The organism is Streptomyces griseoaurantiacus (assembly GCF_036189845.1).
GTDB classification, from domain to species: Bacteria; Actinomycetota; Actinomycetes; order Streptomycetales; family Streptomycetaceae; genus Streptomyces; species Streptomyces griseoaurantiacus.
Genome location: NZ_CP108326.1, coordinates 346,011 through 369,464, shown reverse-complemented (window position 1 = coordinate 369,464; position 23,454 = coordinate 346,011). Strand labels below are relative to the sequence as shown.

At 72.2% G+C, this 23,454-nt stretch carries 24 protein-coding genes and 1 pseudogene; 16 read left to right on the top strand and 9 right to left on the bottom strand.

What is annotated here, in order from left to right; genetic code table 11:
- The first annotated feature begins 71 nt into the window (after nt 1-71).
- Nucleotides 72-458, top strand: coding sequence for an STAS domain-containing protein (locus OHB09_RS01660; RefSeq protein ID WP_191854169.1), 387 nt, complete (start codon nt 72-74; stop codon nt 456-458).
- An 18-nt stretch (nt 459-476) separates the two neighbouring features.
- Here the strand turns inward: OHB09_RS01660 and OHB09_RS01655 are convergent, their stop codons facing one another.
- The 6 genes from OHB09_RS01655 to OHB09_RS01630 are packed head-to-tail and all read right to left on the bottom strand — an operon-like array spanning nt 477 to nt 6,194.
- Entirely contained in the window at nt 477-2,132 is a 1,656-nt protein-coding gene (locus OHB09_RS01655; RefSeq protein ID WP_234525703.1) for a SpoIIE family protein phosphatase, read from the bottom strand.
- Nucleotides 2,105-3,487 carry a sensor histidine kinase gene (locus OHB09_RS01650; RefSeq protein WP_093599314.1) on the bottom strand — a complete coding sequence of 461 codons (1,383 nt, stop codon included), beginning with the start codon at nt 3,485-3,487 and terminating at the stop codon, nt 2,105-2,107. Before OHB09_RS01650 ends, OHB09_RS01655 begins: the two co-directional genes overlap by 28 nt.
- Nucleotides 3,488-3,503: 16 nt before the next feature.
- The gene (locus tag OHB09_RS01645) at nt 3,504-4,568 is read right to left on the bottom strand and encodes an ATP-binding protein (RefSeq protein WP_191890724.1); all 1,065 of its coding nucleotides are present in this window, start codon (nt 4,566-4,568) and stop codon (nt 3,504-3,506) included.
- The gene (locus OHB09_RS01640; protein ID WP_191890725.1) at nt 4,556-4,942 is read right to left on the bottom strand and encodes an anti-sigma regulatory factor; all 387 of its coding nucleotides are present in this window, start codon (nt 4,940-4,942) and stop codon (nt 4,556-4,558) included. Before OHB09_RS01640 ends, OHB09_RS01645 begins: the two co-directional genes overlap by 13 nt.
- A gap of 32 nt (nt 4,943-4,974) precedes the next feature.
- Nucleotides 4,975-5,346: an STAS domain-containing protein gene (locus OHB09_RS01635; RefSeq protein ID WP_006136976.1), complete on the bottom strand. Its 372-nt coding sequence runs from the start codon at nt 5,344-5,346 to the stop codon at nt 4,975-4,977.
- Nucleotides 5,343-6,194, bottom strand: a complete 852-nt coding sequence (locus tag OHB09_RS01630; RefSeq protein WP_167793892.1) for an STAS domain-containing protein — start codon at nt 6,192-6,194, stop codon at nt 5,343-5,345. Before OHB09_RS01630 ends, OHB09_RS01635 begins: the two co-directional genes overlap by 4 nt.
- Before the next feature lie 190 nt (nt 6,195-6,384).
- Here OHB09_RS01630 and OHB09_RS01625 point away from each other — a divergent pair, with 190 nt between their 5' ends.
- Nucleotides 6,385-6,849, top strand: coding sequence for an ATP-binding protein (locus tag OHB09_RS01625; protein WP_093599308.1), 465 nt, complete (start codon nt 6,385-6,387; stop codon nt 6,847-6,849).
- 43 nt (nt 6,850-6,892) lie between these two features.
- On the opposite strand, the gene OHB09_RS01620 is transcribed toward OHB09_RS01625, so the two are convergent.
- Both OHB09_RS01620 and OHB09_RS01615 read right to left on the bottom strand, forming a co-directional pair.
- Nucleotides 6,893-7,231 (bottom strand): STAS domain-containing protein, encoded by a 339-nt coding sequence (locus OHB09_RS01620; protein WP_191890727.1) that lies wholly within the window; start codon nt 7,229-7,231, stop codon nt 6,893-6,895.
- Nucleotides 7,232-7,765: 534 nt separating this feature from the next.
- Nucleotides 7,766-8,800 carry an Lrp/AsnC family transcriptional regulator gene (locus tag OHB09_RS01615; protein ID WP_328921489.1) on the bottom strand — a complete coding sequence of 345 codons (1,035 nt, stop codon included), beginning with the start codon at nt 8,798-8,800 and terminating at the stop codon, nt 7,766-7,768.
- Between the two features lie 107 nt (nt 8,801-8,907).
- Between OHB09_RS01615 and OHB09_RS01610 the strand changes: the two genes are divergently transcribed.
- From OHB09_RS01610 to OHB09_RS01585, 6 genes are all read left to right on the top strand, one after another.
- Nucleotides 8,908-9,651: an alpha/beta fold hydrolase gene (locus OHB09_RS01610; RefSeq protein WP_328919377.1), complete on the top strand. Its 744-nt coding sequence runs from the start codon at nt 8,908-8,910 to the stop codon at nt 9,649-9,651.
- 135 nt (nt 9,652-9,786) lie between these two features.
- Entirely contained in the window at nt 9,787-10,335 is a 549-nt protein-coding gene (locus OHB09_RS01605; RefSeq protein ID WP_328921488.1) for a MarR family winged helix-turn-helix transcriptional regulator, read from the top strand.
- A 154-nt stretch (nt 10,336-10,489) separates the two neighbouring features.
- Nucleotides 10,490-12,127: an MDR family MFS transporter gene (locus tag OHB09_RS01600; RefSeq protein ID WP_234525778.1), complete on the top strand. Its 1,638-nt coding sequence runs from the start codon at nt 10,490-10,492 to the stop codon at nt 12,125-12,127.
- A gap of 194 nt (nt 12,128-12,321) precedes the next feature.
- Nucleotides 12,322-12,963 (top strand): hypothetical protein, encoded by a 642-nt coding sequence (locus OHB09_RS01595; protein ID WP_328921487.1) that lies wholly within the window; start codon nt 12,322-12,324, stop codon nt 12,961-12,963.
- Nucleotides 12,964-13,129: 166 nt separating this feature from the next.
- Nucleotides 13,130-14,035, top strand: a complete 906-nt coding sequence (locus tag OHB09_RS01590; protein WP_328921486.1) for a universal stress protein — start codon at nt 13,130-13,132, stop codon at nt 14,033-14,035.
- A 222-nt stretch (nt 14,036-14,257) separates the two neighbouring features.
- Nucleotides 14,258-15,364 (top strand): zinc-dependent alcohol dehydrogenase family protein, encoded by a 1,107-nt coding sequence (locus tag OHB09_RS01585; protein ID WP_191890510.1) that lies wholly within the window; start codon nt 14,258-14,260, stop codon nt 15,362-15,364.
- A gap of 97 nt (nt 15,365-15,461) precedes the next feature.
- Here the strand turns inward: OHB09_RS01585 and OHB09_RS01580 are convergent.
- Nucleotides 15,462-15,641: pseudogene (locus OHB09_RS01580) on the bottom strand (CBS domain-containing protein); the annotation flags it as partial.
- A 631-nt stretch (nt 15,642-16,272) separates the two neighbouring features.
- Here OHB09_RS01580 and OHB09_RS01575 point away from each other — a divergent pair.
- The 8 genes from OHB09_RS01575 to OHB09_RS01540 all read left to right on the top strand — a co-directional run bounded on the left by OHB09_RS01575 (nt 16,273) and on the right by OHB09_RS01540 (nt 23,336).
- The gene (locus OHB09_RS01575; protein WP_328921485.1) at nt 16,273-18,969 is read left to right on the top strand and encodes a LuxR C-terminal-related transcriptional regulator; all 2,697 of its coding nucleotides are present in this window, start codon (nt 16,273-16,275) and stop codon (nt 18,967-18,969) included.
- A gap of 155 nt (nt 18,970-19,124) precedes the next feature.
- A complete protein-coding gene (locus OHB09_RS01570) occupies nt 19,125-19,655 on the top strand; it encodes a hypothetical protein (protein WP_328921484.1) in 531 nt (176 codons plus the stop codon).
- A gap of 216 nt (nt 19,656-19,871) precedes the next feature.
- Nucleotides 19,872-20,069, top strand: a complete 198-nt coding sequence (locus OHB09_RS01565) for a hypothetical protein (protein WP_006136989.1) — start codon at nt 19,872-19,874, stop codon at nt 20,067-20,069.
- 137 nt (nt 20,070-20,206) lie between these two features.
- Complete coding sequence (locus tag OHB09_RS01560; RefSeq protein ID WP_006136990.1) at nt 20,207-20,671, top strand: SHOCT domain-containing protein; 465 nt, start codon at nt 20,207-20,209, stop codon at nt 20,669-20,671.
- A 36-nt stretch (nt 20,672-20,707) separates the two neighbouring features.
- A complete protein-coding gene (locus tag OHB09_RS01555; RefSeq protein ID WP_006136991.1) occupies nt 20,708-21,169 on the top strand; it encodes a DUF7144 family membrane protein in 462 nt (153 codons plus the stop codon).
- A gap of 50 nt (nt 21,170-21,219) precedes the next feature.
- A complete protein-coding gene (locus tag OHB09_RS01550; protein ID WP_006136992.1) occupies nt 21,220-21,480 on the top strand; it encodes a LapA family protein in 261 nt (86 codons plus the stop codon).
- 69 nt (nt 21,481-21,549) lie between these two features.
- Complete coding sequence (locus OHB09_RS01545; protein WP_407077302.1) at nt 21,550-22,584, top strand: permease; 1,035 nt, start codon at nt 21,550-21,552, stop codon at nt 22,582-22,584.
- Nucleotides 22,581-23,336, top strand: a complete 756-nt coding sequence (locus OHB09_RS01540; protein WP_328921483.1) for a TIGR03943 family putative permease subunit — start codon at nt 22,581-22,583, stop codon at nt 23,334-23,336. Before OHB09_RS01545 ends, OHB09_RS01540 begins: the two co-directional genes overlap by 4 nt.
- The last annotated feature ends 118 nt before the right edge of the window (nt 23,337-23,454 follow it).

Genomic DNA, 23,454 nt, shown 5'->3' with positions numbered 1-23,454 from the left:
CCGAGCGGCGGTGGCGCCCCTCACCGTACGCGCCACGCCGCCCCAGAGCAGCCCTGCCAGGAGTGTCACACGTGACCGATGCCCTCGATCCCTCGATCCGCCTCACCGGCGACCGTACGGCCGTCGTCGCCGTCGTCGGAGATGTCGATCTGCACACCGCGTCCGAGCTGCGTACCCGGGCACAGGCCGTGGTGGACCAGGGCGCTCCGCACCTCGTCCTGGACATGGAGCAGGTGGACTTCGTCGACTCGACCGGCCTCACCACGCTCATCGTCCTGCTGCAGGCCGCGCAGGCGGCAGGCGGTTCGCTCCGGGTCGCGCGCATCCCCGAACGCCTCGTGCGCATGGTCACCATCACCGGTGTCTCCCAGCTGATCCCCATGTACGACACGGTCGACGAGGCGCTGGCCGCCCTCACCACGGAGGTCACCGCCGACGGCGCCGGCCCGTCCGAATGACTGCCCGCCGGGCTCGCACTACCTCGGCTGCCGGACCGTCGTATCGCGGCTGAACGAGGCCGCGATCACGGCGATGTCGTCGTCCTTGTTCTGCCCGAAGCGGTCCAGGAGCAGGTCGCACAGCTCCTCGATGTCCTCGGGACCGCCCGCGACGGTTTCCCGGAACGCGGCCAGCGTGACGTCCAGGGGTGCCGTCCGCACCTCCACGAGTCCGTCGGTGACCATCACGAGACGGCCCCCGTGCGGCAACGGCACCGTGGTGGGAGCCGGCTGGGGCAGACCGAGGCCCAGGAGGGGGCCGTGCGGCTCGTGGAAGCGGGGAGCGACCCGCGGCTCCGCCACCACCGGGGGGATGTGGCCGGCGTTGGCGACGAGAAGGCGGCGTCCCCCGGAGTCCACGAGAACGAGACAGAGAGTCACGGTGATACCGGGCTGGGACTGTCCCAGCAGCCTCTCCAGTGCCTCCAGGATCCGCTGCGGGGGGTGCCCTTCGATGGCATAGGCCCGCAGGGCGTGGCGGACCTCCCCCATCACGGTGGCGGCGGTGACCGAGTGACCGACGACGTCCCCGATGGCGAGGAGGAGCCCGTCCGCCGTCTCCACCGCCTCGTAGAAGTCACCCCCGATCTCGGCGTGCTCCGAGGCGGGCTGATAGCGGACAGCGAGGTCGACACCGGGGACCGAGGGCAGTTCCTTGGGGAGGAAGGAGCGCTGGAGGGCGAGACCGAGGGCGTGTTCCTCGCTGTAGGTGCGCAGCGCCTCCAGCGCCAGCGCCCCGGTGTTCGCCAACTGCTGCAGGAGCCGTTCGTCGTCGGCGCTCCGCACGGCCGTCGCCGGCACGACGACGGCGACCGGAGGGCGGCCGCGCTTGGTGCGGGAGAGGGCGAGCGCCACCTCACCTCTCGGATCATGTGCCGGCGACAGGGAGCGCCACCGTTCCGCGGGCACGCGCAGCAGGCGGACCCCCGCCGCCTGGCCGAGGCCGCTGAGGGCGCTCAGCTCCTCCAGGAGCGCGGGACGCACGGGATGGAGACCGACGACTCCCCGCGGTCCGTCGACCGTCGCCTGCACCGCCTCCGCCAGGGGCGAGAGGAAGACGGCGGAGGCGGGGCCGGACAGCACCTCGGCGGCACCGCTGGTGACACGTGAGGCGAAGGACGGGAACTCGGTGGCACTGTAGACCTGCAGCGTCACCTGGTTGAGGGTGATGAGTCGTCGCGCCAGCCTCTCGGCTCTCTGCCGGGCCCGGGCGTAGCGGAGGGTCGCGGTCACGGTGGCGACGAGTTCGCCCGGATCGAGAGGCTGGTCCAGATAGGCGTCCGCGCCACGGCTCAGGCCCTCGATGTGGTCCTCGGGGCTGATGGCGGCGGCCGAGATCTGGATGACCGGCAGATGCCCCGTGGCCGTGTCCTGCTTGATGCGCTCGCTGACGTCGAACCCGCTCATGTCCGGCAACCGGACATCGACGATGGCGATGTCCGGGGCCGGCTCCGAGCCGCGCAGGTACGCGAGTCCCTCCTCTCCGGTGCCGACACCGACGACGGTGTGTCCCGCACGACGGAGCCAGGTGGCGAGGACGTACCGGTTCGTCTCGTTGTCGTCGACGACCAGGACCGTCGCCGGCTGGACGTCGCTCGTGCTGGCGGTCACGGTCTCTCTTCCTGCTCCGCGCATGCGTGTGCGCCCGGACGGTCCAGGTCCGGCACCCGGACCCGGACACGGGTTCCCTCGCCGACCGTACTGGTGAGGCTGAGTGATCCGCCCAGAAGCTCGGCGAGGGTCCTGGCGTACGGCAGTCCCAGGCCGGTGCCGGGCCTGCCCCGCTGATGCGGGCCACGGACCTGGTAGAAGGCCTCGAAGACCCGGTCGATCTCCTCCTCCGGGATACCCACTCCCGTATCGGTGACGGTGAAGATCACCGCGCGGTCGTGGACATCAGGATCCGCGGTGACATCCAGACGCACCTCGCCCCGTTCGGTGAACTTCATGGCGTTGGACAGCAGGTTGCGCAGGATGCGGACGAGCAACGTCTCGTCGGTGACCAGGGCGGGTGCGTCGTCCAGTGGTGGCAGGACGAGACGGACCCCGCCCTCGGCGTGACTGCGGAGCAGGCCGCCCAGATGTGTGACGACCAGACGTATGTCGACGGGTTCGGCGTGGATCTCCAGATGGCCGGCCTCCGCCTTCGCGACGTCCAGGAGATCACTGACGAGAGCGAGCATGGTGTGGCCGGAGGCGGCGATGAGTTCGACCTGTTCCTGCTGTTCCGGGCTCAGCGGGGAGGGGCCGGGGGTGAGCAGGAGACGGGAGAGGCCGACGACGGCATTGACCGGTGTGCGCAGCTCGTGGCTGATGTTCGTCCAGAACCGGGTCTTCGCCTCGCTGGCCTCCTGCAGTTGCCGGCGCTTGTCCTCCAGCTCGGAATGGAGCGCCAGCACACCGCTGTTGGTGGTTTCCAGCTCCCGGGTCAACTCCGAGTACAGGGCGAGCACCCCCTGATTGGTCTCCTCCAACTCCTCGTTGAGCCTGCGGAGTTCCTCCCGCTGCGCTCTGGTCTCGTCCAGGGCCGCGATCAGGTCGCGGGTCTGTGCCCGCAGATCGTCCGCTTCGGTGGAGGGGGCCGCGGTGTCGAGCGCGCCGGCCAGCCGCTCTCCGGGGTCGTCCGGCCACGCGCCGTCGCGGGGGAGGGGGTGGGTGAGGAGGAGGCGACTCTGGGGGGTGCCGGCCCGGTGCTCGACACGGACGAGTCTCGCGACCAGGTCGAGCGTCTCCTGGCGCGGCGGGGTGCCGCCACGCCAGGAGAAGGCGACGACGAGCGCGTTGGGCTGCGCCGTCGTGTCCAGGCCGAAGGTGACCTCCAGGTCGGGGCTGCCGAGCCGGTCCCGTCCCAGTTCGCTCAGGGCGGTCGCGAGGCGGACCTGGTCCTGCTGGTCGAAGGCGAGAGCCGCCGCCGCCTGCTGGGCGACGCGGCGCAGGCCGAACACCTCCTGTGCCGAGGAGAGGCGGAAGCTCGCCGTCTCCTCCGTCATCCCGCTCATCCGGCGATCACCAGGCACCCTTCACCACGACGACGCCGGCGTCGTCGCGTCGTATCCCGGCCTCGCGGAGCAGATGACCGGACACGACGAGAGGCGACCGGCTGAACAGTCCCGGCATCGTCGTGTGGTCCCAACGGTCGGTGAGTCCGTCCGAGTGCATCACCAGGGCACTGTGCTCGGGCAGGGGCTCCTGGAACGTGCGCAACCGACGCATGTGCGATCCCACGATGCCGGGGGCCGACAGCAGAGCACGGCGGGAGCCGTCGTGCACGAGGTAACCGCTGACGTTGCCGATCCCGCAGAAGAGGACCCGGTGGGCGTGGGGCTCGATCCGCATGACGGACACCGCGCCGCCGCGCGTACCGCGCAGGGCGAGGTGGACGGAGTTGAGCACGCCCTCCGGGCTGAGGTCCCGCGTCTCGTGGAACGCCCGCACGGCGGCCTCACCGGCCCGGGCGGCGAGGGGGCCGTGACCGAGGCCGTCGCAGAGCATGACGACGAGGGCGTGGTCGCTCGCCCCCCGGTCGCCGTCCGCACGGGCCGCCCAGGCGTCTCCGCACACGGATTCGCCGCTGATGGGCCGTGTCACTCCCGCCAGAACCGTTTCGTCGGCGGGTGGGACGACCGGGCGGCCGTCCCGGCCGCGGCCCCAGAAGCGCGCGCTCATGACCGTGCCCCGGCCCGGTATCGAATGCACGTCGAAGCCGTCCGCGAGCCGCGCGACGGCACCGAGCCCGATGCCGAGGGTGCCGCCGGTGGAGTTCCCGTCCGCCATCGCCGCCGGCACGTCGGCCATGCCGGGGCCCGAGTCGATGGTGAGGAACTCGACCCCGGCCGTGTCCTCGGTGCGGACGGTCCGCAGCAGGAGAGCGCCGTCCTCCGCGTGGCGCCGCAGGTTCGTGGCGGCCTCGGTGACGGCGAGGGCGACCTCGGCGGACCGGTGGCTGCCCAGACCGAGACGGCGGGCGAGCGTGGCCGCGGCTCCGCGGGCCGCGACGGGCAGCGACGGGTCGTCCCTGAACCAGGCGACGTCCTCACTGTCCAGCGGGGTGAGGGTGTTCACCGTGCCCACTTGATGATGGTCACCGTGGTGCCCTCGCCGGGAGTGGTACGGAGGTCGAACTCGTCGACGAGGCGGCGGGACCCGCTGAGCCCCAGTCCCATGCCGGTACCCGACGTCCAGCCGTCCGTCATCGCTTGCGCGACGTCGGCGATCCCCGGACCCGAGTCCTCGAACACCGCTCCGACACCGCGCCTGTCGTCCTTGGCGACCGCGCCGGCCCGGACCACGCCTCCGCCACCGTAGATGAGCGTGTTCCGGGCGAGCTCGCTCGCGGCGGTGATCATCTTCGTCTGATCGACCAGGGACAGGCCCCCCTCCTGGGCGAGTGCGCGGATGGCCTGACGTATGTGGACGACATCGCCGTTCCGCTCGACAGGATGCATCTGTACCTCTGCTTCATTGCTCCAGGGCGCTGTCACCGCTGTGCCGCATCGGAGGACGCGCGCAGCTTGGCGAGTCCCTTCTCCAGGTCCAGAGCCGTGCTGACACCGCCCAGCGACAGTCCCAGCTCGACGAGCGTGATGGCGACGGCAGGACGCATGCCCACCACGACCGTCCGGGCGTCGAGGACACGCGAGATGGACGCCACCGTCGCCAGCATCCGCCCGACGAACGAGTCGACGATCTCCAGGGCACTGATGTCGATGACCACGCCGCGGGCCGAGTGCGCCACGATCTGATCGGCGAGGTCCTCCTGGAGGTTGAGGACCGTCTGGTCCTCCAGGTCGAACTGGACCGACACCACGAGATTCTCACCGATCCGCAGGATCGGAATGCGCTCGCTCATCGCAGCCCGTCCCGGTGCGCGACCAGGTCCACGCCGGAACGGCGCAGCGCCAGCTTGAGCGCGTCGGCGAGGCTCGCCTTGGTCGCGATGCCCTCGAACTCGATGCCCAGCGCCACGATCGTCTGAGCGATCTGCGGGCTGATGCCGGACACCGTGCACTCGGCACCCATCAGTCGGGCGGCGACGATCGTCTTGAGGAGATGCTGAGCCACCTGCGTGTCCACCGCGGGGACACCCGTGATGTCGATGATCGCCTGCTCCGAGCCCGTGTCGACCAGGGCCTGCAGCAGCTTCTCCATGACGACCTGGGTGCGCGCCGAGTCCAGCGTGCCGACCAGCGGTACGGCGATCACGCCGTCCCACAGCCGCACGACGGGGGTGGAGAGCTCCAGGAGCTGCTCCGCCTGCGCCGTGATCAGCGCGTCACGCGTCTGCGTGTACGTCTCGATGGTGAAAAGACCCAGCTCGTCGAGGAGTCGGCTGAGCTGGAGATAGGCATGGACGGACTCGGAGGAGCCCTTCCGCAGCACCGGCTCGAGGACACGCTTCAGAGCGAAGACGCTGATGGCGGTCTCCGTCGGCGAGAAGCCCTTGCGCGCCCTGCTCCGGGAGAGCTCCGTCAGCAGCGCCCGTACCTCGGACATCTGCTCGGAGTGCACGTCGACCGCATCCTGGCGCAGCGCCTCCACCAGGGCCTCGTACAGCTCCCGCAGCTCCCGTTCGAGTTCGGCCGCGCTCACGCGCCGGCCCAGGGAGCCCGACACCTCCCGCACCCATGCCGCAGCCAGGTCCTCGCCCTCGACCGAAAGGAGATCCACCAGATCGACTGCGTCCGCTTGCTCCGACATACGGGATGCTCCCCTGCATTCGTTCGTTCGATATGTTCATATGTTGACCTTTGGAATCCTACGAGACCTGCGGGACGTCCGGGCACGAGAGGGCGTCACCGCGCCCCCGGGCTGCCCGCCGCCACGGGGAGCACCGCATGCTCCGGGGTAACGTGCCCGTGGCAGGCCGGGTGGGAGGGGCGGGGCACGCATGGGGGGCAAGCAAGTGACGAGTGAAGCGCCGCGGGAGACGACCGGAGAGCGCTCGACGGGCGAGCCGTCGCGGACGGAAGCGTCCCTCGCCCTGTCGGGCGACAGCACTCGTCTCGCGCAGGTCCGTCGTTTCGCTGCGTCGTTCCTGACGACCGCCCGCGGCGCGGCCGGGGTCCTGGTCCGCGTCGAGACGGTCGAGGCGGTCCAGTTGATAGTGAGCGAGCTGGTCACCAACGCCCTGAGGCATGCACCCGGTCCCGCGCTGCTCGGCCTGAGCATCTCGGACGGGGCACTGCGGATAGAGGTGAGCGACAGCAGCCCGGTCGCGCCGGCGGCACGGGTGCCCGATCCGGCACGCGTAGGACAGCACGGTCTCGAGATGGTGACGGCACTCGCCCGCAGCGTCAGCGTCGAGACGGCCGCGACGGGGAAACGCGTCGTCGCCGTCGTCGCCCTCGCCTGACCGGGACCCTCCGTACGCCGGCCCACCGAGGGACCCGACCTGCTCAGGCCGCCTCCTCGAGAGAGCCGTCGCGGATGATCCCCGCGACGTCGAGCCCGGGGAAGACGCGTGCGGCCAGGAGCAGGAGACGACGGTGCTGGGGCCTCAGCCTCTCCACCCCCACGGTGCGGGGGAACGGCCCGTCCTCCGGGGCTCGACCGAACAGGAGATGCAGTCCCGCGACGTCCATGAAGGTGGCGGACCGGAGGTCCCAGACCACCGCGTCCACATCCGGAGGCAGGGACCTCAGAGCTTCCCGCAGGGCGGGCAGGGTGTCGTGGTCGACGGGCCCGGTCGGAGCGATCCGGACGGTGGTCCCCTCGACGGCAGTGCTGACGTACATACGGGTCGTACCCCCTTCGGGGGTGGTGAGTCCAGCGGCGAACCCCGGGAGAAGGCGGGCTGACGGTGGCGGGAACTGGAGGCCCGGGATGGGCGGGTACTGTCCAGCAACCCGATGGCCGACGCCACACTGCCGGAGCGCCGATCGGTCTCGTGTCCCCCATGGTGACACGTCCGGACCCCCGTTCGTCGCGCCGGGCCCCGACTTTCGGCCCCGCCACGGCCCGGAGGTCCCGCTCCACGTCGCCGGGGCGAGCCCGGCAGCCGTCGGAGAGCGTCGGCCGGCCCGGCAGCCGTCGGAGAGCGTCGGCCGGCCCGGCGTCGACCGTCCTCGCCGACACGCACCAAAACCGGCACCGATCGGCGGACGGGTGCCGAACGGGCCAGGACGTCGACAGGGGCGTACCTCATCGGACGAGCCGTGGGACAGAGCGGGGTGCGAGCGGCCGGGCCCGCACGCCCTGGCCGGGCTCGGTGGCGCCCTGGCCGCCCTTGGTCTTCACGGCGACCTGGACGTCCTTGTACCCGCCAGCCGTCAGCCGCCCCCCGTCCCGTCCCTCGACGGGGAGTAGGGGCCCGGGCCCTTGAGGGTTCGGTGGATCGGTGCGGTCACCGTGTGCCGCAGTCCGGGCAGTCCGGACACCGTGTGGGTCAGGTAGCTGTACAGGAGCTGCGGCGAGTCCACCTGGATGTTCGCGTACAGGTTCGTCGCGCCGGTCACCGCGGCGGCGAAGGTCACCGCGGGGTGCGCCGCCAGGGACTCGCCCGCCTCGGCCAGCCGCGCGGGGTCGAACTCCAGCCAGAGGGCGATTCTCACCTTCCGGTGCAGGACGTCGGGGTGGTAGTCCACGTCGAAGTACAGCACGCCTTCGCCGCGTAGGTCGTTGATGCGGCGGCGCACGGTGGACTCCGACAGCCCGGTGGCCGCGGCCAGTTCGCCCACCGGGGCCCTTCCGTCGCGGGCCAGCAGGTCGAGCAGCAGCCGGTCGGGAGCGTCCAGCACGACGGGTCCCGGCGCTGTTGTCCGGCTTCGGCCCGCCGTCCGCGGGGACAGGGCGGCGACCTGGGCGTCGGTGAGTGGCCCGGACTTGTTGATGAAGCCGAGGTCCCTGCCGAAGAAGACGTGCAGGACGCAGTGCGCGGAGACGTCGACCACTCGGGGGATGCGGGGCAACTTCCGCACCAGGAAGGGTTCCTCCAGGCCGGGCCCCCGGGAACGGACCGAAGCCATCGTCTCCGTTCCGCCCGAGGTGAGGCTGACCCAGGTGGTGTCCGTGCGCCGGGCCAGCGCCGCAGCGATGGAGGCGGACGCGTCCGGAGTGCTCCGCACGCGCACGAACCACGACAGGTCCCCCAGCCGGAACGGATCGGTCAGACCCAGCACGCGCAGCTTCCCGGTGGTGCGCAGCCGGGTGTAGCGGCGGGCCGCGGTCTGGTCGGAGACGCCGAGGGCGGCAGCGATCTCGGTGAAGGAGGCGCGGCCGTTGAGCTGGAGGGCGTGCGCCAGGGCCAGGTCGTCCTCGGTGAGGTGATGCCGCACGGGGTCCGGGCTGTCGAGATACGTCGTCACGGCAACAGTTTCGGGGAAAGCGCGCAAGATCCGTCGTGCGAGTCGTGAGATCGCGTGTCCGCCGTCGACATTTGCCTCGGGACGTTCACGACGGAAGGAAGTGCGACATGGGAAACGCAGTGCTGGTCCACGGCGCCTGGAGCGACGGATCGGTCTGGCAGGAGGTCGTGGGCCACCTGCATCAACAGGGCCACCAGGCGCTGTCCGTGCAGTTGCCGATGACCTCCCTCGCCGACGACATCGCCTGGACCCGTCGGCACATCGACGCGATGGAAGGACCCCTCACCCTCGTCGGGCACTCCTACGGCGGCACCGTCATCTCCGGCGCGGCACTCGATCGTCCACAGGCCGACTCCCTGGTCTTCGTGGCCGCCTATGTGCCCGAGGAGGGGGAGACCGTCGGCACGCTGAGCGACAGGGGGGCCGAGATGCCGGGCCGCGCCGCCCTGCGGTTCGCCGCGGACGGCTGGTCCCATGTGGACCCGGCGCTGTTCGGTGACGCACTCGCCCACGACCTGCCGCCCCGACTCGCCAGGAGCCTCGCCGCCGCGCAGAAGCCGACTCATGCGGCCTGCCTGACGGCCCCGGCCCCCCGGGGCGCCTGGCACGAACTGCCCTGCGGCTACGTCCTCTCGGCCGAGGACCGGATCCTCGATCCCCGACTGCAGCGGTGGTTCGCCGCACGTGCCGGAGCCGTCGTCACAGAGCTCCCCAGCAGCCACCTCTCGCCACTGTCGCATCCCGGTGAAGTGGCCGCGGCGATCTCGGCGACGCTGGAGCGCGCGGAGGGTTCCGCGAGCCGATCCGAGGCGGATCCGCCCGAGGAGTGGATCGAGGCCCCGCGCGACTGACCGTGGTGCGGGGAGGTCGGTGCGGTTCCCGCTTGCGCCGCGGCCAGAACGATCATAAAGTTGCTTGAGGCAATCAAAAATGGGCGGGGTCAAGGGTCTCGACGGCGAAAGCGGTCGGACTCGGGCGGGGAAACGATGAGTGACGGCACGCATCAGGAAACTCTCGGCGATGTCGTGCGACAGCTCGCGGCGATCGCCGTCATCCGACGGCGACTCGTGCGCGAGCTGCCCCAAGGGGCGGGAAACGGCTCCATGGTGCTGGCCGCGCTCGCCCAGCACGGGGAGACGCGGCTGCGTGAACTGGCCCATCACCTGGACTGCGACCTGTCCGTGGTCAGCCGGCAGGTGGCGCACCTGGAGCAGCAGGGGGCGGTGGAACGCCGCGCCAATCCCGACGACCGCCGCTCCAGCCTCGTCAGCATCACCCCGCAGGGCCGGGGGCTCTTCGACGCCCTCGTCCAGGTGCACACCGACCTGATGGACGAAGCCACCGCGGACTGGACACCCGAGGAACTCGCCACCCTCACCGGCTTGTTGGAGCGCCTGAAGGACGGCCTCTCCCGTCGTGCGCGCCGTGCGCAGCCTCTCGACTGCCTGCCCGTCCGCTCGCACACACCCCCAGCACCCGGTGCGTTCCCGCCTCCCGCCCCGAAGGGGAGCGTGACTGACCCGGCCGGCCGGTAAGCGGTCGACGACCTCCGCCGGCATTCCCCTCCCGCGACGGCGCGGGACGATCAGCTCGACCACAGCAAGGAGAAACACACACGTGAGCCAGCACCAACAGGCGGAGCGACAGGACGGCGCGGGCGCCCCGCAAGCTCCCGTCGCGGGCGCTCCGATGACGCACAGACAGATCATGGAGGCCCTGTCCGGCCTCCTGCTCGGCCTGTTCGTCGCCATCCTGTCGAGCACCGTGGTGTCCAACGCCCTGCCGCGCATCATCTCCGACCTCGACGGCAGCCAGTCCGCCTACACCTGGGTGGTGACCAGCACCCTGCTGGCGACCACCGTCTCCACCCCGATCTGGGGCAAGCTGGCCGACCTGACCAGCAAGAAGCTCCTCGTGCAGCTCTCCCTGCTGGTCTTCATCCTGGGCTCGGCGGCGGCCGGCCTGTCGCAGAATCCCGGCACACTGATCACGTTCCGCGTGATCCAGGGCCTCGGCGCCGGCGGGCTGACCGCCCTCGCCCAGGTCATCCTCGCCACCATCATCCCGCCGCGCGAACGAGGCCGGTACAACGGCTACCTCGGCGCGGTGATGGCACTCGGCACCATCGGCGGCCCGCTGCTGGGCGGGGTCATCGTCGACACCTCGTGGCTGGGCTGGCGCTGGTGCTTCTACGTCGGTGTGCCCTTCGCGCTGGCCGCCCTGGTCATCCTCCAGCGCACCCTGCGACTGCCGCTGGTCACCCGGGCCGTCAAGGTCGACTACCTGGGCGCCGCCCTCGTCGCCGCCTCGGTCTCCCTGCTGCTGATCTGGGTCTCCCTGGCCGGTGACACCTTCGACTGGTGGTCCTGGCAGACCGTGGCCATGGTGCTCGGCGCCCTGGTCCTCGCGGCGGCCTTCGTACTGGTCGAGCAGCGGGCCGCCGAGCCGATCATCCCGATGCGGCTCTTCCGCAACCCCACCCTGACCCTCTCGGTCGTCGCGAGCCTCGCGGTGGGCACCGCGATGTTCGGAGCGACGGTCTTCCTCAGCCAGTACTTCCAGATCGCCCGCGGCGACTCGCCCACCAAGGCGGGCGTGATGACGCTGCCGATGATCATCGGCCTCGTCGGCTCGTCCACCGTCGTCGGACGGCTCATCACCGCCTACGGCAAGTGGAAGCGCTACCTGGTCCTCGGCGGCGTCCTGCTCATCGTCGGTCTGGCCCTCATGGGCTCCGCCCGCGCCGACACGGCCTACGGACTGCTCGCCGTCTACATGTTCCTGATCGGCTGCGGCGTCGGCATGACGATGCAGAACCTCGTGCTCGCCGTGCAGAACACCGTGCCCCTGCACGAACTCGGCGCGGCCAGCTCCACGGTCGCCTTCTTCCGCACCCTCGGCGGCGCCATCGGCGTGTCCGTGCTGGGCGCCGTCCTCGCCTCCCGGGTCAGCACCTACATGGCCGACGGCCTGGCCGAACTGGGCGTCGAGGGCTCGGGCAGCGGTTCGCTGCCCGACATCAGCACGCTGCCCGCGCCGATCGCGGCGGTCGTCGAGGACTCCTACGGCCGCGCCACCGGCGTCATCTTCCTCATCGCGGCCCCGATCGCACTCGTTGCGCTCCTCGCCATCCTCTTCCTCAAGGAGATACCGCTGCGGACCGCCAACGAGGACACGGCGCAGACGCTGATCGAGGACGGACTCGACGTGGCCGGCGCGGTCCCGCTCGACAAGCCCGCGACCGGCCCCTCGACGCAGGCGTCGGGTCCGGGCGGGGACACGGTCGACGACACCCGCGGTGGACGCACTGACGGGGGCGAGCGGTAGTCCCCTCCGGCTCACGGCGGCGCGCGCCCCCCCCGTGAGCCGGACGCCGAACGACCCGCTCGCGTAGGGACGTTCGGCCCAACGCCGCGGACCATCGGCACCCTGCGTGGGCCGGCGGGCGCCGGGAGAGTGAGTGGTGTCAGGAACGACTGGAACGTCACCGGCGTCACCGACGTCACCAAGGAGTGACCACCATGGCCGTCCATCAGCACTCGAACCCGAAGGCCGGCTTGCACCTGCCGTTCCTGCGCAGGAACCGGACCTCCTCCGCCCCCGAGTCCGCCGCCTCGGTGCATACGGAGACGCATACGGGCACGCGCACCGTCCGTGCCTACGCGTTCGCCTCGGCCCGCGTGCTGATGGGCTTCGTGTTCCTGTGGGCCTTTCTCGACAAGACTTTCGGCCTGGGCTACGCCACCCCGTCCGGCAAGGGCTGGATCGACGGTGGCTCGCCCACCGAGGGCTTCCTCGGCTCGGTCGCCGTGGGACCGATGGAGTCCACCTTCCATGCCTGGGCCGGGGCCGGCTGGGCGGACTGGTTGTTCATGCTCGGCCTGCTCGGTATCGGTCTCGCTCTGATCGCCGGGGTGGCTCTGCGCCTGACGGCGCTGGCGGGCACGGTGATGATGGCGTTGATGTGGATGGCCGAGTGGCCACCCGCCCAGCATCTGTCGGACGGCACGCCGAGCATGTCGACGAATCCCTTCGCCGACTATCACCTGGTCTACGCGGTGGTCCTCATCGCCCTCGCGGCGGTCTCCGCCGGCGACACCCTGGGTCTGGGACGGCTGTGGGCGGGGCTCCCCATCGTCCGCGACCACGCGTGGCTGCGCTGAACCCCCGTCGATGCGGTGGGCCCGCCGAACGGGCCCACCGGATCCCCGGCCGGGACCATCGGCCCCTGCCCGGGCGGTCGCCGCCCGGCATGCTGGAGGAGCAGCGAAGCACAGCGCGCACACAGCACACAGCACGCAGACGACCAGTACGCAGGAGGTGGGCTCGATGCCCAGGACGATCGCCGTGGGTCTCGACGGATCGCCCGAGAGCCGTGCCGCGGCCCGGTGGGCCGCCCGTGAGGCGGCGTTGCGGGGGGCGGTGGTGAAGCTGGTCCATGTGTGGCAGCCGGTGCCGGAGCCGATGGCGCAGGCGCCCCTCGTGGGCGCCGAGACGCAGCAGCACTGGACCGAGCGGATCCCCCGTGAGGCCGCCGAGGGGCTGGCGCTGTCGCATCCCGGTGTCGAGGTGAGCACCGAGCAGCGCGGGGGCCGTCCGGCGGAGGTCCTCGCGGAGGTGGCCGGGGAGGCGGAGCTGCTCGTGCTCGGTTCCCGGGCGCTGAGCGGCATCGGCGGCTACCTGGTCGGGTCTGTGGGCCAGGCAGTGGTCGCCCGTACCGAGGTGCCCGTGGTGGTCGTCCGGGCCGGTGAACAGGCGGTCGACGAGCATCTGAAGGACCCGGTCGGTATCCCGTCCGCGGCCACCGCCTTCCGGCCCGTCGTGCTGGGCCTGGACACCGGCAGTCCCGCCGAGGAGGTGCTCGCCTTCGCCTTCGAGGAGGCACAGCGGCGTGCGGCCAGGCTGACCGTCGTGCAGGGCTGGAACCTGCCGGCCTCCTACGCGTACACCATGGCCGGCGGCTACGACCCCCGCGAGGACCTGGCCCGCGCGCAGGCGGGCGCGCTCACCGAGGTGCTGCTGCCCTGGCGGAAGAAGTACCCGGACGTCGAGGTGGACGAGCTGTCCCGCCTCGGCAGTCCCGCGAGCCACCTGATCGACGCCTCCCACGACGCCTCGCTCGTCGTCGTCGGCCGCCGCGTCCGCCGGGGCCCGTTCGGCGTGCACATCGGGGCCGTCACCCACGCGGTCATGCACCACGCCACCGCCCCCGTCGCCGTCGTCGCACATCGATGACAGCGGGGCCCGCTCCGGCGCTCGGGCCGGAGGGGCGGTGTGCGGGGGCCGGTCGGCCCGAGCGGGTTTCGGCATACGGGTGAAGACTGGAGAGGTGGGGTCGGCCGGCGCACGGACGCGCGTGGCCCGGACTTCCCGCTGCCGCGGCGGGCCGGGCGCGTCCGTTCGCCGCCGTCCGCCCCTGTACGACTCCGCACCAGACACCGAAGGATGGGATGCGACATGAAGGGCTACGTGTTCCACGGGCCCGGACGATCCGCGTGGGAGGACGTTCCGGACCCGGACGTGAAGGAGCCCACGGACGCGGTGGTGCGGGTGGACGCCGTCACGATCTGCGGCACGGACCTGCACATCCTCAAGGGCGATGTGCCCGAGGTGGGTCCGGGCACCGTGCTCGGTCATGAGGCGGTGGGCGAGGTCGTGGAGGTCGGCGGCGATGTGCGTACCGTGCGCCCGGGGGACCGGGTCCTGGTGTCCTGCATCACCGCCTGCGGCCGGTGCCGCTACTGCAGGGAAGGCGCCTACGGGCAGTGCCTCGGCGGTGGCGGCTGGATCCTCGGGCATCTGATCGACGGGACGCAGGCCGAGTACGTCCGGGTCCCGTACGCCGATCTCTCCGTGCACCCACTGCCCGGAACGTTCCCCGACCAGGACGCCGTACTGCTGGCCGACATCCTTCCCACGGCCTACGAGGTGGGCGTCCTCAACGGAGGCGTCCGCCCCGGGGACACGGTGGTCGTGGTGGGGGCCGGCCCCGTGGGACTGGCGGCGGTCGCCACGGCCCGGCTCTTCTCGCCCGAGCGCGTCATCGCCGTCGACGTCGCCGCGGCGCGTCTGGAGGCCGCACGGGGCATGGGCGCCGACGCGGTCGCCGACGCGCGCGAGGATCCCGCCCAGCTGGTCGCCGACCTCACGGGCGGACTCGGCGCGGACGTGGTCGTCGAGGCGGTGGGCCTGCCGGAGACCTTCGAGATGTGCACGCGGATGGTGCGCGCCGGGGGCCACGTCGCCAACGTCGGCGTCCACGGCAGACCGGCCACCCTGCACCTGGAGGATCTGTGGATCAAGAACCTGACGCTGACCACGGGCCTCGTCGACACCTACTCCACGCCGACGCTGCTGCGCATGGCCTCCGCCGGCCGGTTGCCCCTGGGGGACCTGGTGACCCACACCTTCCCGCTCGACCGGATGGAGGAGGCCTACGACGTCTTCTCCCGGGCGGCCGAGACCGGTGCCCTCAAGGTCGTGCTGGGCGGCCCGCGACGCGAGGTCGTCGCCGTCGGAGCGGACGCGGAGAAGGCCGCCGACGGGACGGGCATCGTCCCGTAGCGAGGCCCGGGCGGTAGCGCGTCACGGCCGGCCGGCCGTACGGCACGGCCGGCAGCACGTCATCGCCGGTCGTACGGCACCGGGCCGGGGGTGCGAGCCGGTCCGGGTCGCTGTCGCGGAACCCCTCCTCGAGGCGCAGATCCGCCTCGGAGGCGACGCCGACGACGCGGCCCTCGCCCTCCAGGACGGGCAGGGCCCCGGCCTTCCGGTCCCGCATGAGCGTGACGATGCCCTTGAACGGGGCGTACCGGCCCACGGTCACGGCGGTGTGGGTCATGACGTCACCCACGGGGCGCACGCCACGGGAGCACCGAGGCCGCCAGGGCCGAAGATCCCGCACGGGGGGGGCCGGGACGCCCATGCCCGACACCTGCCGACGGCGCGACCGTGGAAGGGGACCCCTCCTGCACGTCATACAGCGAGAGAGAAGGCGGCGGGGACCCGCTTCGGGCTCCAGCTCGGCCGGGTCGGCCACACACTGCTGCACCACGCCGCCTGCCCGGTGGCCGTCGTCCCGCAACCCGCGTGACACGTCGCAAGGGAGGCGCACCGATCCGCCGGGCACCTGACGGACGGGCCCCTCGCCCGTCCGTCTCCCTACCGCGCTCCGTTATGCGTGGGGCAAGGGAGGGAACCACTGCGGGACCTCCCGCTCCGGAGTGCCCGGACGGCCACCGGGCGCGACACTGAAGGAAGCCGCAAGACGCGACCGGCCCCGCGCAGGCTCTCGCGCAGACCCCCGCGGCCGCCGCCGGGGCGAGGACCCGTCGTCGTCGGAAGGGGCGGACCATGTGCCGCTGGACCATCCACTCGGACGCACCCGACCTGCCCGACCCGGCTCCGCGTGTGCCGGAACTCCCGCAGCGGCCCGCGTGGGCCAGGAGCCGGGGGAGCCGGGGCCGAGCGGGATGAGCGCCACCGACCGCACGGCCCCGGACCCGGCCGCCACCGGCACCGACCCGGTGGGCGACCCGTACCTGCGCACACGGTTCACCCTCCCCTCGCGGCCCACCACCTTCCTGCGGCGGCGGCGTCTCCTCGACCGTCTGGACCAGGCGCTGCGCACACCGCTGACCCTGGTCAACGGCCCGGCGGGGGCGGGCAAGACGCTCCTCGTGGCCGACTGGGCCGCGGGGCTGCCGTCACCGGTGGCCTGGCTGACCGTCGAGGCGGGGGACCAGCGGCCGGGGGTGTTCTGGGCCTACGTCTTCGAGGCCCTGCGCACCTGCGGGGCGCGGGCGGCCGAGGCCGCCGGGGCCCCCGCGAATCCGGGGGGCGTGGGGCACGGTCTGCTGGCCGCACTCGCCGCCGAGCTGAACGCCCGCGACCGGCCCGCCGTCCTCGTGCTCGACGAGTACGACCGCGTCACCGCACCCGAGGTCGCGGAACAGCTCGAATTCGTCCTGCGCCACGCCGGACAGGGGCTGCGCCTCGTTCTCGTCACCCGCACCGAACCACAGCTCCCCCTGCACCGCTACCGGGCCGCGGGCGAACTGACCGAGATACGCGGCGCCGAACTGTCACTCACCCCGCAGGAGGCCGACGCGCTGCTGCGGCTGCACGGACTGCGCCTCCCCTCGCACGCCACGTCCGCGCTGGTGGAGCGCACCCGGGGCTGGGCGGCCGGACTGCGGCTGTCGGCCCTGGCGGCCCAGGGGAGTTCCGATCCCGAGCGGTATCTGAAGGAGTTCGAGGCGGGGCACAGCACGGTCGCGGACTTCCTGCTCGCCGAGGTCCTCAAGGGCAGGACGCCGCAGGCGCAGGACCTGCTGCTGCGGGTCAGCGTCCTGGACCGCTTCTGCCCGGACCTGGCCGACGCCCTCACCCTGCGCAAGGACGCCGAACCCCTCCTCGCCGAGCTGCACCGGGAGAACGCGTTCATCGAGCGGCTCGCACACTCCTGGTACCGGCTGCACCCGCTCTTCCGGGAAATACTCCGGGCCCACCTGCGCGAACGGCTGCCGGGACTGGAGCCGGAACTGCACCTGCGGGCCGCGCGATGGCTGCGCCGCTCCGGATTCGTCGCGGAGGCACTCACCCAGGGCGCCGCGGGCGGGGACTTCGACCTCGCGGCCGGTGTGCTGGTCGACGACCTGGCGATCGGCGAACTCTTCACCGGACTGCGCTCGGACGGTCTCCTCCAGCTCTTCGCCGGCATGGGACCGGAGGCCTCGAGCGAGGCGAGCGACCTCGTCCGGGCCGCCGGTGCCCTCGCCCGCCGCGACCTCGACCACGGTCTGCGAGGGCTGCGGCGGGCCGAGCAACGGCTCTTCGACGCCGAGGACCGTCCGGACCTGGCGGCGGCCCGGCTGAGCTGCACGCTGCTGCAGGCGCTCGCGGCCCGGCTGACCGGATGCCCGCCGAGGGCGGAGCGGGCCGCCGCCGCGGCCGGGCAACTCCTCCGGGACCTGCCGGACCGTCTGCTGGACGAGCACCAGGAGCTGACCGCCCTGCTGATGACGCACCTGGGTTCGGTCCGCCTGTGGGAGGGACGCTACGAGGAGGCGCGTACCGCGCTGCTCCGCGGCGCCGACGCCCCCGGAGGGTCCGCCACCGTGCTGCCCCGCACGGAGGCGATGGGACACCTGGCGCTGGCCGACTACCTGAACGGCTGGCCCGGCCGGGCGGAACGCAGGGCCCGGGCCGCGGTGTCCGAGGGCGAACTCGCCGGGCTGCCCGGACCGCCCGGCGCCGGCCTCGGACGCATGGTCCTCGCCGCCGTCGCGGTGGACCGTCAGGAACTCGGCCGGGCCCGGAGCCTGCTCGACGAGACGGCGGGGTCGCCGGCGCGGGAGCACGATCCGGTGCCGACGGCGCTGCGGGCCCTTGCCGCGTCCCGCCTCCTCCTCGACGAGGACGAGACGGACGCCGCCGCGGAGGCGGCGGAGACGGCCGTGCCCACGACCGTCGCCTCCCCCTGGGCGCAGGGGCACGCCGCCGTCGTCCGCTCCGCCGCGTGTCTCGCCGCCGGACGGCCGGACGAGGCGCTCCGGCTCCTCCACGTCGTCTCCGGCGAACAGCCGGTGTGCGCCGTGGAGGCGGCGGCGATCCAGGTCGCCGCGGGACGACCCCGCGCGGCGGACGACCTGCTCGGCGCCGTCCGCGCCGAGGGACGCGCCGGGCCCGCGGTGCGCGTGGGGGCGGCGCTGGTGCGGGCCCGGGCGGCGCGGGACGCGGGAGAGACGGACCTTGCCCGCAGACTCCTCGCGCGCGCCCTCCTCGACGCCCGGCGCGAGCGCCTGCGGCGCCCCTTCCGCCGTGCGGGGGAGTGGATCGAACCCCTGCTGGCCACGAGCCCGCTGCGCGAACTCGCCGAGGGCTGGCTCCTGCCGGGCCCGCCACCGGGACACGGCCCGCCACCGGGGCACGGCGGGCAGCCGCGGGCCGTGTCCGAGACCGTGCCCCTGGTGCCGGTGGAGCTGAGTGGACGCGAGCGGGACGTCCTGCGGCGGCTGGCGCGCATGAGGACGACGGAGGAGATCGCGGCCGACCTGTACGTGTCCGTGAACACGGTCAAGACCCACCTCAAGAGCGCGTACCGGAAGCTGGCGGTGAACCGGCGCGGTGACGCGGTCAACCGGGCACGGGAACTCGGCCAGCTGTGAGGGACGCCGCGGCGCCGGGCGCTCCGGTCGCACCGGGCGCTCCGGTCGCACCGGGGGAGCCCTTGCGGCTCGTCCGCTTCCGGCCCGTCGAGCCGGGCGGAGACGTACGACTCGGTGACGGCCTGGTCATGGGCACCGGGCGGAGGGAGGACCTCGTGTCCAGAGGCGTAGGTACCGGCGGGGCGAGCCGGGCTGCGGAGCAGTCGGCCGGGCACGGGGCCCACGCGGATTCCACGGGCGGTGTCTACGGCTCCATGCTGGCCGCCTCCGTCGTCGTCGGCGCCGGTTCCCTCGGTTCCTTCCCGCGTGCCGAACTGATCCTTCTGCTGCTGTCGACCGGCCTGGTGTTCTGGATCGCGCACGTCCACGCCGAGTTGTTCGGGGCACGGCTCGCCCGGCAGCCTCCGACCCGTCGGGTGGTCCTGCGCGTGTGCCGGGAGGAATGGCCGATCGTGGAGGCGGCCGTGCCACCGGCCGTGGCCGTGGCGGTCGGTCCGCTGCTGGGGCTGGATGTCCAGGGCGGCCTGTGGCTGGCGCTGTCCCTCGCCCTGGCCGGTCAGGTCGGGTGGTCCGTGGCCGCGGCACGCGGCGCGGGCGCCGCACGGCGGCTGGTGGCCACGACCGCGGTGGTCAACGTCCTGCTCGGGACGGTGATCGTCGTCCTCAAGATCGCCCTGACGCCCTGAGGCCGTCCCGGCGCGTCGAGACCGTGGCGACGCACTGGGACCGGGCCGGCGTACCGGGACCGCGTGGAAGGGCTCGGAGGGCGCTGACGTGCCCGAGACCGTGGAGTCACCTCCGGCGGGTGAGGCCGAGGGAGGGCGGAAGGACGCACGATCGACGCAGACAAGACACCGCCCGCGCCGAAGCGGGGGGCAGCCCGACCGGCGGAAGGTCCGCGCGTGCGCTACGAGATCCGCGTCGAGGGACATGTGTCGGAGACGCTCACGAACGCGTTCCCGGAGATGGAGCACGTCGTGATGTCGGGGCAGACCGTCCTGTTCGGCACCGTGATCGACGAGGCCCACCTCTACGGGTTGCTCGTGCGCTGCCAGTCGCTGGGGTTGCGCGTCATGGAGATGCGGCAACTCCCGGAATGAAGGCCGCTCGGGGCGCCCGCCCGTGAGGACGGCGCTCCGTTCACCCGTCCCGGGTGAGGCCGCGCGGCGCATCCGTGAGCAGTCTGATGCCGTAGGGAACCGACGACCCCGGGCGAGGCCCGGAACGGAGGCCGGACATGACAGCACAGACCTACCTCGCGTACGACTACCCCTTGCTGGGGGCCTTCTGGACCATGCTGGTCATCTTCCTGTGGATCATGTGGTTCGCCCTGCTGTTCCGCGTGGTCGCCGACATCTTCCGGGACGACGACCTCAGCGGCTGGGGGAAGACCGGCTGGCTGGTGTTCTGCGTCGTCCTGCCCTTCCTGGGCGTGTTCGTCTACGTCGTCGCCCGCGGCAAGAACATGGGACAGCGGGAGGCGAAGCGGGTCCGCGCGCAGCGGGAGGACTTCGACAGCTACATCCGGATGACCGCCGCCGGCGGGTCCAGCAGCGTGGACGAACTGGCCCGGCTCTCCGAGATCCGCAGCCGGGGCGCCCTCACGGACGAGGAGTTCCGCAGGGCGAAGGACCTGGTCCTGTCCGGTCACGGCCCGGCGGAACGCCCGGGTACGACGGGCACGGGCCCCTCCGCCCACTGACACACCCGCATCCCCTCCCACGAAACGAGGCCCGAGATGACCGCCGCACACACGCACCCGGCGCGTACCACCAGGCAGGACTGGGCGACCGGTCTGACCGCCTTCGCGGCCGTGATGCTGTTCCTCGCCGGACTGCTCACCCTCTTCAGGGGCATCATGGCCATCGCCGAGGACGACGTCTTCGTCACCACACCCAACTACGTCTTCCAGTTCGACCTCACCGGCTGGGGCTGGATCCATCTCGCCCTGGGCGTGGTCGCCATGATCGTCAGCGCCGGACTGATCAGACCGAAGATGTGGGCGCGGATCGCCGGCGTCGCCATCGCCGCACTCGTGATCATCGCCAACTTCCTCTCCCTGCCGTACTACCCGGTGTGGTCCGTCGTCATGATCACCGTCTCGGGCTTCATCGTCTGGGCCCTGTGCGTGGTGCGGCGTGACGGCGACCGCGGGGGAGCGGGCACGGGAGGAGGGCCGACCGGTGGCGGCACGAGGTGACGGGGTGAGCGCACCGCACACGGGGGGCCGAGGAGAGGGAGAGGAAGCTCATGACCAGGGCCGGTACTGACAGGGCGTACGCGGACGGACCGCACTCCTCCCACCCCGCGCTCCGCCGCATGGCTCCGTTCGCCGTGATCACCGCGATCGCCCTGGTCTTCATTTTCGAGAACCGCTCGCACGTGGAGATCCGCCTCCTCGTGCCCATGGTCACCATGCCCCTGTGGGGCGCCCTCCTGATCGCCTGGGCCCTCGGCGTCCTCGCCTGCGTCTTCACGGTGCGGCGCCGCTCGCACCGGCACCCACGGTGACGCGCCGCCGGTGGGAACCTCCGGTACCGCTATGTTGGCCCAGGGCGGGCGAGCGGAGGTGGCATGCGGGTGACAGGGGGGATCGGGACGGTCGTACCCGTCGAAGGTGATCCGGCGGCGAGCGAGGAGGACGAGCCCGGTTGGCCCCGGTACTGGCCGCTCCTCCTGCTGGGAGCGGCCGTCGTGCCGGGCGGGCTGCTCTGGGTGCTCCACCTCGGGAACCGGTGGATGGAGACACCGGCGATGCAGGCGTGGCGCACTGTCTGTCTCGCCGTGGTCGTGCAGGCGCTCCCCTTCCTGCTGTTGGGAACGCTCCTGTCCGGTGCCATCAACGCCTTCGTCCCCGCGCGCGTGTTCCAGCGTGTGCTGCCCCGCCGTCCGGTGTACGCCGTACCGGTCGCCGGTGCGGCAGGGGTGATACTTCCGGGCTGCGAATGCGCCTCGGTGCCTGTGGCGAACAGCCTGATCAAGCGGGGCGTCACACCCGCGGCCGCCTTCACGTTCCTGTTGTCGGCGCCCGCGATCAACCCGGTGGTGCTGACGGCCACCGCGGTGGCCTTCCCCGGCGATCCGGCCATGGTCCTCGCCCGCTTGCTGGCCTCCCTGGGCACTGCCTCGGTGATGGGCTGGCTCTGGCTCTGGCTGGGACGGCCCGAGTGGCTGCGGCCGGTGGTGCGGACGAGCGGCCACCGGACGGGCCGTCATCGCCTGCGGGAGTTCAGGGTCGGCTTCCAGCACGACTTCCTGCAGGCGGGCGGTTTCCTCGTGGTGGGCGCGGTGGCGGCCGCCACCTTCAATGTGACGGTGCCCCGTTCGGTGCTGGACACGTTCTCCGGAACGCCGTGGCTCTCGGTGGGGTTCCTGGTCGTGCTGGCGATCGTGCTGGCGGTGTGTTCCGAGGCGGACGCGTTCGTGGCGGCCTCGTTGAGCGGATTCTCGCCGGTCGCGCGGTTGGCGTTCATGGTGGTCGGCCCGATGGTCGACCTGAAGCTGATCGCTCTGCAGGCGGGCACCTTCGGCCGGGCCTTCGCGTTCCGGTTCTCCGCCGCCACCGTGGTCGTCGCCGTGCTGTCCAGCGTGCTGATCGGAGGAGTACTGCTGTGAGACGTGCGCTTCGGATGACACTGCTCCTCCTCGTCGGTGCCGGCCTGCTGCGCGTCGCCCTGTTCACCGACCTGTATCTGCGGTACGTCAAGCAGGGGATGCGCCCGCTGCTCATCGCCTCCGGAGCACTGCTGGTCCTGCTGGCGGCGGCGGAAGCGGTGTCCGGCGCGCGCCGCCGCGAGGACGACGGCCACGGGGACGACGAGGAGCAGGAGCATGGCCACGGCCACCATGCCTCCGGGACACCCCGGGCCGCATGGCTGTTGCTTCCGCCCGCTCTCAGCCTGCTGCTGTGGGCACCGCCTGCCCTGGGCGCGTACACCGCCGCCCGTCAGCCCGCCCAACCCGTCACACGCGCAAGCGATTTCGACCCGCTGCCCGCCACCTCCCCCCTGCCCCTCACCCTCTCCGACTTCACCCGCCGCGTGCGGCAGGACGACACACAGGCCATCAGGGGACGGGTCGTACGGTTGACGGGTTTCGTCACCCCGGGCGGCCGGGACGGCGACTGGTCGCTGAACCGGATCATCATCTCCTGCTGTGCGGCGGACGCTCGAACGGTGAAGGTGCGGGTCCGCAGCCCTCACACACCGGCAGCCGACACGTGGGTGACCGTCACCGGCACCTGGCGCCCCGGCGGAACGCTGGGGACGGCTTCCGCGCCGGTCGCGCTCGAGGCCCGTTCCGTGCGGAAGGTCGCCAAACCGGTGAACGCGTACACCGACGCCCTCCCGCCGGCGCCTTCCGGATAGGCCGCCCCGACGATCCTCAGCGACCGCGGCTGCCCGGCACGTCGAGTCCACCCCAGGAGCGCGACGTCGTGGTGATCGACGTCCCTCAGCGTGCAGCCGCGGCGGAACTCGAGTCGGC

Excerpts from the sequence above, each read along its gene's own strand:
- OHB09_RS01655 (WP_234525703.1), bottom strand. The coding sequence starts at position 2,132 with ATGCGCGGAGCAGGAAGAGAGACCGTGACCGCCAGCACGAGCGACGTC.
- OHB09_RS01650 (WP_093599314.1), bottom strand. The coding sequence starts at position 3,487 with ATGACGGAGGAGACGGCGAGCTTCCGCCTCTCCTCGGCACAGGAGGTG.
- OHB09_RS01640 (WP_191890725.1), bottom strand. The coding sequence starts at position 4,942 with ATGCATCCTGTCGAGCGGAACGGCGATGTCGTCCACATACGTCAGGCC.
- OHB09_RS01635 (WP_006136976.1), bottom strand. The coding sequence starts at position 5,346 with ATGAGCGAGCGCATTCCGATCCTGCGGATCGGTGAGAATCTCGTGGTG.
- OHB09_RS01630 (WP_167793892.1), bottom strand. The coding sequence starts at position 6,194 with ATGTCGGAGCAAGCGGACGCAGTCGATCTGGTGGATCTCCTTTCGGTC.
- OHB09_RS01625 (WP_093599308.1), top strand. The coding sequence starts at position 6,385 with ATGGGGGGCAAGCAAGTGACGAGTGAAGCGCCGCGGGAGACGACCGGA.
- OHB09_RS01620 (WP_191890727.1), bottom strand. The coding sequence starts at position 7,231 with ATGTACGTCAGCACTGCCGTCGAGGGGACCACCGTCCGGATCGCTCCG.
- OHB09_RS01610 (WP_328919377.1), top strand. The coding sequence starts at position 8,908 with ATGGGAAACGCAGTGCTGGTCCACGGCGCCTGGAGCGACGGATCGGTC.
- OHB09_RS01605 (WP_328921488.1), top strand. The coding sequence starts at position 9,787 with ATGAGTGACGGCACGCATCAGGAAACTCTCGGCGATGTCGTGCGACAG.
- OHB09_RS01600 (WP_234525778.1), top strand. The coding sequence starts at position 10,490 with ATGACGCACAGACAGATCATGGAGGCCCTGTCCGGCCTCCTGCTCGGC.
- OHB09_RS01595 (WP_328921487.1), top strand. The coding sequence starts at position 12,322 with ATGGCCGTCCATCAGCACTCGAACCCGAAGGCCGGCTTGCACCTGCCG.
- OHB09_RS01590 (WP_328921486.1), top strand. The coding sequence starts at position 13,130 with ATGCCCAGGACGATCGCCGTGGGTCTCGACGGATCGCCCGAGAGCCGT.
- OHB09_RS01585 (WP_191890510.1), top strand. The coding sequence starts at position 14,258 with ATGAAGGGCTACGTGTTCCACGGGCCCGGACGATCCGCGTGGGAGGAC.
- OHB09_RS01575 (WP_328921485.1), top strand. The coding sequence starts at position 16,273 with ATGAGCGCCACCGACCGCACGGCCCCGGACCCGGCCGCCACCGGCACC.
- OHB09_RS01560 (WP_006136990.1), top strand. The coding sequence starts at position 20,207 with ATGACAGCACAGACCTACCTCGCGTACGACTACCCCTTGCTGGGGGCC.
- OHB09_RS01555 (WP_006136991.1), top strand. The coding sequence starts at position 20,708 with ATGACCGCCGCACACACGCACCCGGCGCGTACCACCAGGCAGGACTGG.
- OHB09_RS01550 (WP_006136992.1), top strand. The coding sequence starts at position 21,220 with ATGACCAGGGCCGGTACTGACAGGGCGTACGCGGACGGACCGCACTCC.